Below are 13275 nucleotides of genomic sequence, written 5' to 3' on the forward strand. Positions count from 1 at the left end.
CCTTCCAAGCTAATCACCAGTTTTAGAAGTGACTATGAGGGATGGAAACATATCCAACATCTGTCCATAAAGTCCTTCCAAGCTAATCACCAGTTTTAGAAGTGACTATGAGGGATGGAAACCCACCTATTGCAGGCACAACACTGTCGATGATTAGCAACTTTAGGTTTTAGAAGTGACTATGAGGGATGGAAACGTTTAAAAAAGTTCTGAGAATTGCACTGTCTATTTTTAATTGTTTTAGAAGTGACTATGAGGGATGGAAACAAGTAGCGTTGTTGTGGTTGCGGTTCGATTGGTATTGAGTAATGTTTTAGAAGTGACTATGAGGGATGGAAACGCAAACCATGTAACAGTAGGTCCGTTTGTTACATGAAGTTTTAGAAGTGACTATGAGGGATGGAAACCAAGATAATCCAGCAATTCACCGTCTAGCTCCCGGTTATGAACAAGTTTTAGAAGTGACTATGAGGGATGGAAACCACTCGATAGACCGCTTAACAAAACATAAACTAAAAGCAGTCTTCGTTTTAGAAGTGACTATGAGGGATGGAAACAGACCATAACTCTTCCGATAGTTTGCCGTTGACATTTGTGTTTTAGAAGTGACTATGAGGGATGGAACAAAACATTTCGAGGATGGGGTTATTCAACCCCAATTCCTGTTTTAGAAGTCGCTATAAGGGAAGCAAGCAAAATTGCTTCTTTTATTTGTTTTGCAATGAGTATCGTTTTGGAAGGTAGCATAAGGGATATAGATACACAGGTTGTGGTTTGATAAAAGCTTCTTTCCGCGCATTTTTCAAAAAACAGAGGTGTTTAATAAGAAGGTTTTGAGTGTAGCTGTGTTGGAAGATTCAGGGATGGAAGGTTAGAAGATTTATAAATCTAGCTGTGGAGGTATGGAAAATGGTAAAGCTACTTACGTTCTTGGGAACAAGTGTATATCAAAAAGCTACGGTTAAGTTTGGTGAGTTTGAAACGTCTCAAGAGTTATTTCCCCTTGCTTTGTTGGAATTTTTGAAGATGAAAGAAAACAAGGAAGTCTCAGCTGCGTTTTTCTTGACTGAGGAAGCTATGAAAACATATGATAGGTACAATGTTGAAGGTTTTTGCTTAGAAAAGGGTATCAATGTTCAGAAGATTAGAATCTCAGAAGATGAAAGTGTAACTGATTTTGTAAGAAAAGCTGCAGAGTTGATAGATGATGGCGACGAGGTTATTTTGGATGTCACCAATTCTTTTAGATCGATCACCATGACCGCAGTTGTTATTTATATGTTCCTACGTGAGTTGAAGAAGGTTGAAATGAAGGTTTTGTATGGTAAGTATGATAGGACTACAAACGTGACGGAATGTATGGACATAACCGATTTGATTGATTTGGCTGACTGGATCTATGCTACCAGACTTTTTAAAGAGTTTGGGTATGCTTCTATCTTGGCTGATAAAATTAAGAGTTGGAATGCAAGATATTACAAGCAAGATAACCCTTCACACAAGAAACCAAGAAAGTTGAAGTCTCTTGCTGATGCGATAACGTCTGTATCTGAAGCTATCAGATTAGGTTCGATAAGGATGCTTCACAAGTCTTTGAATAAGTTCTTGGGTTTACTGAAGGAAGAAGGTTCAGCTGTTCGTGAAGACGTCAGGGAATTCATTCCGCAGTTTGATTTGCTTTTTGATGCAGTTGTTGATAGGTATGAAAGGTTTTTTGCACCAGGAGATTCTGTCAAAAATGAGCCAGTGCTTAGCGAAAATGAATTAAATGCCGAAAGAGAGCTACTTAAATTCTATTATGAAACAAACGACTTAGGTATGGCAACCAGACTGGCAAGGGAATATTTGAAAAATGTTGTGCTTTTCAAAGAGGGAAAATTTGACAAGTTGTTCGATGTAGAAGAACGTGAGGCTATTTTGGTTAGTAACGATACTTTAACTCAGGCTCGAAACCACATAGCTCATTTTGGGTTTAACAAAGATTCATTGCCAAGCCCGCAAAACATTCGGAGAGAGATTGAAAATTTGATTGAGAAGGATTTCGAATCAATAGTTTCAAATTACACGCCAAGCAAACAGTTGAAAGCCATACTTTCACCGCTTGGAACGACACCAGGCGCACTTTATACAGTTCTGAAATCAGTTCCTGGAGATTTACTTGTAATTGTCACATCCGAGCAAGGCGAAAAGCTTGTGCCAGAGATTATTGAAAGAGCAGAATTCAAAGGCGAATATCATGTTATACTTGTGAACGACCCGTTCAAAGGTTTGGACGAGGTCCACAAAGTTGTTCAGCAAGCAAATGAAAAGTTGAAAGATGCCACAGAGTTAGTGATAAACCTAACTGGTGGAACCACACTTTTGAATTACATGATTGAAAGAATTAGAGATAATGTAAGGTATGGTAAGAAAATTAAAACTGTGATAGCATATGACGAAAGACCTTACGATGAGCAGAAAAAAGAACCTTACATAGTTGGTAACATTCTGGAATTACCGAAATGATTTCAAAAGTCTAACAAAGGCGAGGTATTTTGGATGTTCTACAGTCCTATTTTAAAATTCAGAGCTCTAGAAGATGGAGCAATAAATTTTTACGCAGGCAGAAAGATTCATGGATGGTTTTTTAAAGTATTAAAGGAAGCCGATGCTGAGTTATCAAATGAGTTACATTCTAATATTTCAGACAAGTCTTTTACCGTTTCTTCGTTTATTGGGCATAACGTTAGCAAGCCTCTTGAGGTCAAAGAAGGAAAAACGTATCTGGTTCGAGTTACTCTGCTTGAAGACAGACTTTTCGAATTATTTACAAACAGAGTTTTTGAGCAAAATTTATCCTCTGAACTGATGAGAATTGATGATGTTTCTTTTGCTTTTGATGGGTTTGTAATAGATAAAAACCACAAGTGGTCTGGAGTGACCTCCGAAGAAGAGCTGTTTAGCCTTGATAACTCTGAAAACATTATTACGATGAAGTTCTTTACTCCCACACTTTTTCGAATAGGCGACCTCCACTTAAGGGCACCTGACCCTGAGAAGGTTTTTACCAGCTTGCTGCGGAAGTTTAATAAGTACAGCTCAATAAAACTCAACGAAGGTTTGGCTGAGAGGTTTAAAGAAATTAAAATACTTGAACAAGACGTAGTTCAGAAGAAAGTTTACTTTCCTGGGTTTTATCTTCAAGGCTTTGTTGGAAGAGTTGTATTCTGGGTGCCTTCAGACAGTGAACTTCTTGTCGCTGCTAATGTGCTTTCGCGATTCGCTTTTTACTCAGGGGTTGGTTACAAAGTGACTATGGGATTGGGGCAAGCAAAAAGAATAGAGTCAACGGAACGATTTGAAAGTGAAATGAACGATTGAAAAATGGTATAAATACTCACAAAACTGGCCTGGCTTTTGCCAGGCTTTTTTTGTTTTTATATGTCAGATTCTCCCTTCCAAAACGTTATATTACTTGGAAAACGTTGAATACCTCATATGTGATAGAAGGGGGTGGGAAGTTTACGGAAACTTTTTTAGAACTTGCGGGCTGATTATTGTGCGGTTGGCTTGTTTCTCAACTATTTGCATGTTTGAAGGAGGTTGATTGCGGTGATAAAGTCAAAAACTTTAGCTGTTGTGGTGTTATTATTTTTCACAGTTATGTTATTGGTGTCGTGTGTTCAAACTCCAAGTAACACTTCTTCAAGTCAATGGAAGATTGTAAGTGAAAAAGACCCAATGACCGGAAAAGAGACGTGGTATGCGATATCTCCGAAAGTCAAATCACTCAAACCTATGTCTTTCCCTTACAACGACACAGAAGCTTGGATAGGTATTGGAAACGATGGAACAAATGAGTGGATCTACATTGGATTCAGCACTATTCCAAATATTGAAGACTTTAACATTGGAAACGGTTATTTAATCATAACTACAAGAGTTAAATGGGATGAGTTGGAACCAAATTACACCACATTCTATCAAAAAGTCGGTTCAAACTTCTTACATTTTGCTGATTATTCCGATTCTATCTCCAAAATCATGCAGCACAAAAAATTCTTACTTGAACTTAACTGGTATGGTAATGGACTAGTTCACTTCGAATTTCCTCTCGAAGGAGCAAAGGAGGCGATAGAAACTATAAGAAGCAAGTTTAGAAATTGAGTAGTCGGTTTTTGGTATCAAACACTGTTGGTGTAAGAGACTTCAAAATCAAGCGGAGGTGGAACTTTTAACATGGTGGAGAAGAAGATTATCTTAGCGGTATTCCTATTCGGTTTGTTTTCAGCACTTGTTTTGGCACAAAGCGCAACAAACGTTTCAAGTTCCGTAACTTCAGAAGATAAGTACATAGCAACCTTCGAGAACGAAGACTTGCAAATACTGGTAGAACTTCAGCACTATGGTAGCACGAACCTTATTCAAATGGCGCAAAAAGTTTTAAAGATTACCTTCGTTAACAAACAAGAAATTCCTATAAAAATCATTTGGGACGAATCTGTTTTCACAGATAACAACGGAAAACCGGCAAGACTCATCAAAGAAGGGCAAAGGTTTATAGTATCAGACCAACCACAAGTTCCTTCGATACTTCCACCAGGTGAAAGAGCATCGTTCTTAGCCGTTCCACAAAGCCATATCACGTATTCTTCGTCAAGCGGTTGGTTTGTGACCGGAATTTCCGGAAATGTTAGAAAAAGGACGTTAATGATAGCCTATGAAATCAACAACGTCAAAAAATATGCAAAGATGGAAATTGAATTTGAGACAGTGATTGTTTCAAAAAGTGCTCCAGACAGACTAACCTTTCCGACGTTATCGTATCTATCACCAGTTTCTAACACACAAGGCGAAACAATTGGCTACGAAGGAATTAGTTTCGTCTTTTTAGGATACGTTAGCAGAAACTACTATAATCCAATGAAACCAGGTTCTTGGAACAACTTCTGGCAGTGGGGAACAATCGCTCTCTTTGTACCTTACATTGGAATCGGGACAGAATATATCAACAACGACAACAGCTTTACATTTTCAGTCTACACAATCTACATACTTCCAATAATTGATTTTGCGTTCTCCTTCTAAGATTTACCTACAAACTTCCGGTTTTGCGGCGGTTCCCCCGCCGCAGTTTTTTCCAAAAAAGTGTAAATGTTTTTACAAAAAAATGATACAATAAAATTGGTTCGCATGATAGCTATCAGTATTGAGGAGGGATTGCAGTGAATAGGAAAGAAAAAACAGAAAGAGCGGACACTTCTCAAAACATTGAAAGCGTAGTTAATGTAGGTTTTGTGGAAAGTGCAATTAATGGTATCACAGACAATCATATTGCATTGATATCCGAAATGCCAAGCATAGTGAGCAAAATCCTTCCAAAGGGCGATTCACTGCAAATGCTGGGTGCAGGCAGGTTAGAGATACTCGAATTATTCCACAACCTCGTTAAAGATTACCACGAAAAAAGATACACAAACATTAGCAAGAATGCTGTTAAAGCTGCAAGTTTTGTTTTGTTGTATACTGACAAAGAACTGGACGGGCAAATAGTCATTTTAGGATTACCACTTGGCGGTTTTGTCTCAGGAATAGTAATTGATTTGGTCTATGCGATTTTTAAAAACGAGTACGAAGAATACCAAAAATGGAAAGATAAGCAAAAAAGAAACAGATAACTGAGCTAAAGTTAAAAAGTTAGTATTTTTAAAGCCTAAATAGGAGGTGAATATATGATTTACACCGAGGTAAAGTGTAGAGTTGTAACTCCAATCATCTCACGAAAAGACCCACAAACTGGAGAATTCGACCTTACAGGGCAAAGTGTTAAAGGCGTTCTACATTTTTGGTTTCGAGCAGTAGCGCCAAGGATTATTGATATCTACAAGCTCAACGAGGTTAATAAACCGAAATCTCCAAAAGAAAACAAAGAACTATATGAACTTTACCAAACGTATGAAAAAGAAAAATACGCTGGACTGAAACTACTTGAAAACGAAATATTCGGCTCCCAGAAGAAAAAAGCACCATTTGGAGTTTGGGTGGAATATAACACGGCAGATTTGAAACAACTTAATTACGGCCGAAACATCTCAAGAGATTTAGGCGGACCGAAATTAAACTATGCATTGTACGGCATTATTGATAGGAATAAACCTGTTACTTCATACTATTTAGTTCCATCCAAAAGCTTCACCTTAAACTTTACATTTAAAGACATCTTCACAAAAAAAGTTATACTCAGCCTTCTAAAATTGACAAGCTTACTTGGTGGTTTTGGTGCAAAAACAACCAATGGCTTTGGTGGTTTTGAAATTGTCGGACCGCGGGAAGAAATAGTGTTTGTGAAAAAACTACCAAAAGATGTGAATCTTGAGAAACGTATTGATGAAACTTTAGCAGAAGTTGAACAAGCATTAAGAGATTTCGTCAAACACAAAAAAATAGCAAATAATACACCTCTTCAGAATGTACTCATACTCCTTGATGAACCAAAGAAAGAACTTCTGGATTTTCCAAACCTGTGTGATGATGCTTTCGTTGTTGTTAATACAGAAATCACAGCAAATAGTATTCCTGATGTTTTTGTAAAGCTTTTCGATATTTCCAAAAATAGCCAAGGCCTACCTGTAGGATGGTACAAAGCATTGAAATATTACCTGAGAAAAAGAACAAAAGATGGTTCTGATTGTGTAAAAGAACTTAAAACTGTTCTGCTCAAGCCTAAAATGTTGAAAACCAAGCGTTTAGAGATTCCACCGGCACTTCTTGGCTTGCCATTGCAATATTATTTCCCAGAAACAGGAATAACAGCAAAATTCGAACCCTACATCGATAATTCTGATTCTGGAAATAACGTGGGTAGAAAACAGAGTTCGATAAGGTTCACTGTACTGAAAAATGACAATAACCAATACATTGTTTATGGAATCCTTTTAAAAAGTAACATCTCAGCAGTCTTATCTGACCAGTACTATAAACTAAGATTCACGGCAAAGAAACGTGAAAATACTTTAATAGACAAGGAAAGTGCCTATGTAACTTCAGACTGGAACGAACTTGTTCAAGCTATCCAAGATTTCAAGAAAATGTACTCTTCATCAGGAGGTGACAACAATGCCAGCAATTAATTGGAAAGAAAAAGCAGCAGCCTTACTTCATGACCCAGTTTTCAAAGCGTTTGACATAAAATCACATGAAAATCTTTCAAATGAGCTATGTAGCATTGCAGGTGTTCCAAACATTCGAGGTCAAGAAGACATAGTTGGAAGTTCACTCGACAGAATCCCATTACCTAATGAACTATATGGAAGACAAATTAGAGTAGGTATGAACGAACTTAAATACTTTATTCATCCAATAAGCGGAGAAAAAATTACAGTTTTAGAACAAGAACTTTATTCCAAGATAGCTGATGAAAACTCACAGAAAAAACACACAGAAGAACTAAAAAACAAAATAAAAATGATAAGAGAGCAAAATACCGATGATGAAAAATTTTACCATGCACTCTGGTGGGAACTTGGTTATCTGACAGACTTTGTTGGTTTTATGCCTGCAGACACACGTGTTCCGAACCATTCAATCATTGACCACCTTGAAATAACAGCAGCATTGCAATCATGCAAAAAAGGTGACCAAATCGATGCAGCTCTTGTTATGTTCGCAATAGGACCAGTCCAGGAACTTATAGCTCAAGCAAGAAAAACTGTAGATTTATGGGCAGGTAGCTACTTACTATCTTATTTAACGTATAAGGCAATTGAGTTTATAGGTATCAATTACGGATTTGACAATATCATCTATCCATACTTAAGAGGAAACGCTTTTGTTTATAGAACTCTGCAAAGACTAGGTGTTACGCTATTTACTGAACCGCTCATGGACGAAAAAATAGCTTCCATACCTAACGTATTCCTTGCAATAGTTCCGGCTTGGGAAGCAAAAAAAGTAATAAATATGTGCGAGGAAGTTGTGAAAAAATCCTGGGAAGAATTAGCAACTGATGTCTTAGAAAAAAGATTGAAAAACCCAAACGAAAAATCAATAGGGCTCAAAAATATTGAAGAATACAAAAAACAAATCGAACTATTTCCGATAATCAACTCAACAATGATTCCATTACCTGATAGTGTAAGTGGAGTAAGGAATATCATAGAATACGTAACTACCGACAAAAACTTCATAAACGAATTTGAAAGCTACATTTCATTCATTGAGTTTATCGAGTCAAAAGGTGGTTACAAAATAAATGCCGGTAGTTTTTATCGTTACGTGTTCAAAGTGCTGACATCGAGATTAAATGCCATAAAAACTATTAGGTATTTCTATCCGTACCAAAGTGATGAACAAATCGGAGCACAGAGAATTCCAGACGATTTTGGAGCTGGAGTAAGGGCATGTGTAGAAGTCTTAGATACAGCTGGGAATGAAGTAAAAGTAGATTACCTTGGAACTGTGAATACGGTCAAAAGATTCCTCAGGGATGTATTAGTAAGCAAAAAGCTTTTCGATGAGCGAGTCGGGTTTAAATCAGTGCTTGAAATTGCATTAGAAAATGATGTAAACAAAGAAATAGCTGAAGAAGTTGTATCTGGAGAATTGGAATTGGACGCTGTGGAAACTCAGCAAAAGCTCAAAAACGGATACATTGCTGTTCTCATGATGGATGGAGACAGAATGGGAAAGTTGGTCTCTGGCGAAAGTGCACCAATTATGGACAAAATGCTACACGATAAAGCAGTTCAGACTCTGAAAGAAATTCGAAATAATGACCCAGGCGGAAACTTTTTCTTTGATAAACCGATATTAACTCCTTCATATCAGAAAGCCGTCTCAAGAACACTTGGAATCTTCTCTTCACTTGTTCAATATGTGGTAGAAGACGAATACCAAGGAATGCTTATATACGCAGGTGGAGATGATGTACTTGCAATCTTGCCAGCAGACAAAGTACTCCCGTGTGCAAACAAAATAAGAAAAATGTATTCTGGAGTAGGAAACGTAGAACTCAAAGTAGACAACACAACGTACAAATTTGATAACGGAATTCTTTACAAAAATGATATCCCATACACAACAATGATGGGACCAACTGCAACGATGAGTGCTGGAATATCGATAATAAATCACAAATCACCACTTAGAGTAGCAATAGAACTTGCACGAAGACAAGAACAAAGAGCAAAAGAAAAACTTGGCAGAAACGCGTTTAGCATAGCAATAGTTAGAAGGTCAGGGCAAATCCAAGAGGTTGGGTCGAAATGGGAAATAGATGACATGGATGTTATCGAAAAATCTTATGAGTTATATCAAAAATCAGAGCAATTCAAACTATCACATCGCTCATTTTACAAAATCTTGGAAAGTGATCTTGAACTCGCTAAAGAAGACGAAAAATTTCTTGAGCGGGTTATTGAGTATATACTCAGAAAATCTGATGCCAAGTCAAAAAAATCGGAAGAGTTCAAAAGATTTACAAAAGAACTAAAAGAGTACGCGAAAAGAGTGTTCGCTACTTCAAGTGTATTAGAAAAACCATCCAATCCATTTGACCTAATACTCACCGTTAGGTTTACAAAACGAGGAGATAAGCGAGGTGGTAATTAATGAGCAAAGAATACTATTTTGTTTACTTCGAACCTGAAGAATGGGTAGCGTTTCGTGAAGTCAAACAGTTTGGTTCAGGAGGATACGCACAAACAGTGTATCCATCACCACATCCCTTCTACGGAGCAGTACGTAGTGCGATACTAAAAGCCCATGGTATTGAGCTACAGTATCATAAAAAACCAAATATACCAAAACAACTTCAAGAACTTGTTGGAGATGAGAACAACCCTGGGAAGATAAAACTAATAGGTCCGTTTATTTACTCCGAAGAAAACGGTCAGAAAAAACATTACTTCCCCGCACCAAAGAATGTATATCTCAAGCAGAACAACGAAGAGAAACAGTACAAAAGAATGCAGTACTTTGAAGCTGAAACAAAAGTTGGAAATTTTACATTGAAGGGCTTGGCTTGGATTCCGGAAATGATAAATATCGAGCCAGCAGAAGAAGTATATATCGAACTAAGAGAGCTCGAAAAATACAAACAGGGGCAAAGCTTCAAACTGAGTTCACCAAAAAATTTTGTTATTGAATCAAAAGTTGGCATTGCGTTAGAAAAAGACTACAAAAAAGTCAGAGAATCAATGCTTTATACGATGAACGTCTACAGATTCAAAAACGGTGGATTCTTCATGATAACTGATAGCAAAGAGACAGTTCAAGAACTTGAAAAACTAGAAGGAGTATTCTTAGGAGCAAAACAAAGGTGGGCAAGAATAAGTGTAGAAAAAGTAACCACAACACTTTTTGACAAACCTGAAAACACAAATCATGAGCAAATAGCGATAATGCTCATTACCCCGGCCATATACGATGGGGGTATCGCACCTTCTGACCTCAAATTTGGAAACTTTCAAATACTTGCCATAGCTTCAGGAAAAAAGATGGTTATTTCAGGTTGGGATTATGCTTTTGGTTGTCCAAGACCTATTTATCATGCAGTCGCGCCAGGTACCGTGTATTATCTTGAAAATATACCGTCAGAAACGGACGTAATCAAAAAAAGTAAACATAACCTTTTTGGTTTTGGAAGTTTCATTTATACAACATATGAAAAATTCAAAGCCAATATTTAATAAATAGGAGGTTGAGAAGTATGGAAAACAAAAACTTGGAGAAACTTGTTGTTACTATGTATGCTGAATCGCAAATTCATGCAGGAAAAGGCATGGATGTTGGAATCGTAGACTTACCAATCCAAAGAGAAAGAACCACGGGCTTTCCAATTATCCAAGGCATCAAAGGTTCGCTCAGGTCAAATTTAGAATTCAAAAAGGAAACAGAAGAACTCATTTTTGGTAGTGACCCGTCGGCTTCAGACGAAAACAAAGAATCAACACCAGGACAAATCGCATTTTCCGAAGCGAAAATCTTACTCTTCCCAGTAAGACACCTTGAAAAACTGTTCGTGTGGGTAACATCACCACTTGTATTAATAAGGTTCCTTAGAGAAATTGGAAAAGCAGACTTAATCGAAAAAATTCAAAATTTGAATATTGACAATGAAACAGCTTTCGTTATAGAAGTAGAAGAACAGAACGAAATAATGCTTGAAGACTTCAAATTCAAAGCGGTAAAGAATGAAACATTAAAAGAAGTTGCGGAAATTATTTCAAAAAATGTAGCTACAGTTGATTACATAAAAAACAAACTCAAAACCGACATAGTCCTCGTGAATGACAAAATATTCTCCGCAATCGTTGAAACAATGACAGAAATCATTCCAAGAATCAAAATTGACAAAAACACAGGAACAGTTGCTACTGGAGCGCTTTGGTACGAAGAATACTTACCACAAGACACAGTAATGTACTTTGTTGCAAGAAAAACACTATATGCAAATAGAAAAACACAAGAGACAGGCAACTCAGATATACTTGACAAACTGAGAACAAAAGTTGATAACGCAGTCATAAACATTGGTGGAAAAGAAACAGTTGGAAAAGGATTAGTTGCATTAAAGGTGGTGAATGGACAATGACAGAAATAATCAAAAAAGCTGTGGAATGTGTAAGGGAAATAGACAAAATAGGCTCAAAAGAAAAGAAAGACAAATACCTCAGCACAGTCAAGGGTTTAGGCAGTATGATTATCCAGAACGGTCTGTACGGCACGATACTCTTTCTAAAGGTTAAGGCTCGTAATGAACCAATAAATAACGAACTTATAAAACACCTTGATACTCTTATAGAAATACAAACCGGTGAAAAGAACTTTTCTGAAAAAGTTATCAACGGTACTGCTGAGCAGAACTCAAAATACTTCAAAATACAATATGCAGCACTCGAGGGGGTGAAATGGCTCAGAAGATACGCCGACATCTACCTTGGAGGTGAAGAGGATGACTCAACAAACTCATGAGAAAAACAATACCGAAGTAGTGAAAAACAAAAGTTTGTATTGGGATAAAATAATCTACAAAAAGTTTCGCCAAGATATAATCGGGGATTTCCAGAAAAATAAAATAATTAAAGAGATTGTCCATAACATGAAAATTGATGACACAATCAACCAGGCAATAAAATCGCTTAATGAACGCAGAAATAACATAGTAAAAAATTATGGTAAAAAACACATACTTATCGACGGAACATTCAAACTAAAAACCAAACTACTTCTTGGAAGTGGCTTACCGTCATTAATAGAAGTAGGTATGCACCTATCAAGAAACTACGGAATTCCAGTCATACCAGCAACATCAATAAAAGGTGCTTTTGCTCATTACCTCTTAGAAAAAATGGAAGAAGACAAAACAATAACAGAAGAACTTTACAAAAAAATCTTCGGAACAGATTTGAACAACTCAAAAGAGAACCAGCGAGGATTAGTGATATTTCTCGATGCGCTCCCACAGGGATTTTTCAGACTTGAAATTGATTTGATAAACAATCATTTCCAACCTTATTATATGAAACAAGACAATCCACCAAACGATTGGTATAACCCTGTTCCAGTTCAATACATCGTCGTAGGAGCATCGACTTACAGATTTACAATACTACTAGACAAAGAAAACAACTTTACCGAGGAAGAAAAGAATAAAATAAAAACTGAATTCAAAAACATGCTAAAACTCTATGGAATAGGTGCTAAAACAAACTACGGATACGGCAGATTCGAAACACAAACGGAAAATTAATATCCCAAAACCCATTTTAAAAATCCACTCCTTATATGCCCAAGCCAGTGCGTGTTCTACACCCAATGCTGGCTTGGGTTTTTTTATTCTACCATCCACATTTAAAAAGGAACTACTAAGGATAATTTTAAACGTCCACTTATTTGGCATGCCTGACAATAAACAGCAGTTTGAGGGAGAAAGTCCGCTTTGTAATGTGAACCGTTGCCAAAAGCTATGCTGTACTTTGCAGGAGGAAATCTAAAGGAACCTGGGTGCAAGGTCTCACCTTGAATTTGGAAAACTACCTTGGGAAAAATATGAAACCCGAGGATAAACAATGAACATTAAAGTTATCTGTGGCAGTTCCAGAATCACGAGGTGTTGCGCAAAATAAAGCGCATATTAATTAACGAACAGCAATATATCGGTTGGTGTGTTGCAGAATATAAAAAAACGCAATGTAAATTGCCGAGCTCTTCTTCAGTTTCATTTTACTTTAGCTCACTTGACAAATTTACACCTTGCGTGTAGTTGTTATTACAATATTAATATACATCACATCT

At 37.0% G+C, this 13275-nt stretch carries 11 protein-coding genes and 1 CRISPR repeat array; all 11 genes read left to right on the plus strand.

The window, feature by feature from the left end; genetic code table 11:
• Positions 1-19 precede the first annotated feature (19 nt).
• Positions 20-694: a CRISPR direct-repeat array (repeat unit 30 nt; unit sequence GTTTTAGAAGTGACTATGAGGGATGGAAAC).
• Between the two features lie 215 nt (positions 695-909).
• The 11 genes from AC3M61_RS00380 (at position 910) to cmr6 (ending at position 12730) form a co-directional block, all read left to right on the plus strand.
• Complete coding sequence (locus tag AC3M61_RS00380; protein WP_500778977.1) at positions 910-2505, plus strand: CRISPR-associated DxTHG motif protein; 1596 nt, start codon at positions 910-912, stop codon at positions 2503-2505.
• Positions 2506-2538: 33 nt separating this feature from the next.
• Complete coding sequence (gene cas6 / locus AC3M61_RS00385; protein ID WP_500778978.1) at positions 2539-3360, plus strand: CRISPR-associated endoribonuclease Cas6; 822 nt, start codon at positions 2539-2541, stop codon at positions 3358-3360.
• 231 nt (positions 3361-3591) lie between these two features.
• Entirely contained in the window at positions 3592-4146 is a 555-nt protein-coding gene (locus AC3M61_RS00390; RefSeq protein ID WP_500778979.1) for a hypothetical protein, read from the plus strand.
• A 72-nt stretch (positions 4147-4218) separates the two neighbouring features.
• Entirely contained in the window at positions 4219-5067 is an 849-nt protein-coding gene (locus tag AC3M61_RS00395; RefSeq protein ID WP_500778980.1) for a hypothetical protein, read from the plus strand.
• 137 nt (positions 5068-5204) lie between these two features.
• Positions 5205-5657 (plus strand): hypothetical protein, encoded by a 453-nt coding sequence (locus AC3M61_RS00400; protein WP_500778981.1) that lies wholly within the window; start codon positions 5205-5207, stop codon positions 5655-5657.
• Between the two features lie 54 nt (positions 5658-5711).
• On the plus strand, positions 5712-7109 hold the full coding sequence (gene cmr1 / locus AC3M61_RS00405) for a type III-B CRISPR module RAMP protein Cmr1 (protein ID WP_500778982.1): 1398 nt from the start codon (positions 5712-5714) through the stop codon (positions 7107-7109).
• Positions 7096-9588, plus strand: coding sequence for a type III-B CRISPR-associated protein Cas10/Cmr2 (gene cas10, locus AC3M61_RS00410; RefSeq protein ID WP_500778983.1), 2493 nt, complete (start codon positions 7096-7098; stop codon positions 9586-9588). Before cmr1 ends, cas10 begins: the two co-directional genes overlap by 14 nt.
• Positions 9588-10667 (plus strand): type III-B CRISPR module-associated protein Cmr3, encoded by a 1080-nt coding sequence (gene cmr3 / locus AC3M61_RS00415; RefSeq protein ID WP_500778984.1) that lies wholly within the window; start codon positions 9588-9590, stop codon positions 10665-10667. The genes cas10 and cmr3 overlap by 1 nt, the downstream gene beginning before the upstream one ends.
• Positions 10668-10687: 20 nt before the next feature.
• A complete protein-coding gene (gene cmr4, locus AC3M61_RS00420; RefSeq protein WP_500778985.1) occupies positions 10688-11572 on the plus strand; it encodes a type III-B CRISPR module RAMP protein Cmr4 in 885 nt (294 codons plus the stop codon).
• Positions 11569-11952, plus strand: coding sequence for a type III-B CRISPR module-associated protein Cmr5 (cmr5, locus tag AC3M61_RS00425; protein ID WP_500778986.1), 384 nt, complete (start codon positions 11569-11571; stop codon positions 11950-11952). The genes cmr4 and cmr5 overlap by 4 nt, the downstream gene beginning before the upstream one ends.
• Positions 11933-12730 (plus strand): type III-B CRISPR module RAMP protein Cmr6, encoded by a 798-nt coding sequence (cmr6, locus tag AC3M61_RS00430; RefSeq protein WP_500778987.1) that lies wholly within the window; start codon positions 11933-11935, stop codon positions 12728-12730. Before cmr5 ends, cmr6 begins: the two co-directional genes overlap by 20 nt.
• Positions 12731-13275 lie beyond the last annotated feature (545 nt).

The sequence above is a fragment of the Fervidobacterium sp. genome (assembly GCF_059913585.1).

Excerpts from the sequence above, each read along its gene's own strand:
- AC3M61_RS00395 (WP_500778980.1), top strand. The coding sequence starts at position 4,219 with ATGGTGGAGAAGAAGATTATCTTAGCGGTATTCCTATTCGGTTTGTTT.
- cmr3 (WP_500778984.1), top strand. The coding sequence starts at position 9,588 with ATGAGCAAAGAATACTATTTTGTTTACTTCGAACCTGAAGAATGGGTA.
- AC3M61_RS00380 (WP_500778977.1), top strand. The coding sequence starts at position 910 with ATGGTAAAGCTACTTACGTTCTTGGGAACAAGTGTATATCAAAAAGCT.
- cmr1 (WP_500778982.1), top strand. The coding sequence starts at position 5,712 with ATGATTTACACCGAGGTAAAGTGTAGAGTTGTAACTCCAATCATCTCA.
- cas10 (WP_500778983.1), top strand. The coding sequence starts at position 7,096 with ATGCCAGCAATTAATTGGAAAGAAAAAGCAGCAGCCTTACTTCATGAC.
- cmr6 (WP_500778987.1), top strand. The coding sequence starts at position 11,933 with ATGACTCAACAAACTCATGAGAAAAACAATACCGAAGTAGTGAAAAAC.
- cas6 (WP_500778978.1), top strand. The coding sequence starts at position 2,539 with ATGTTCTACAGTCCTATTTTAAAATTCAGAGCTCTAGAAGATGGAGCA.
- cmr5 (WP_500778986.1), top strand. The coding sequence starts at position 11,569 with ATGACAGAAATAATCAAAAAAGCTGTGGAATGTGTAAGGGAAATAGAC.
- cmr4 (WP_500778985.1), top strand. The coding sequence starts at position 10,688 with ATGGAAAACAAAAACTTGGAGAAACTTGTTGTTACTATGTATGCTGAA.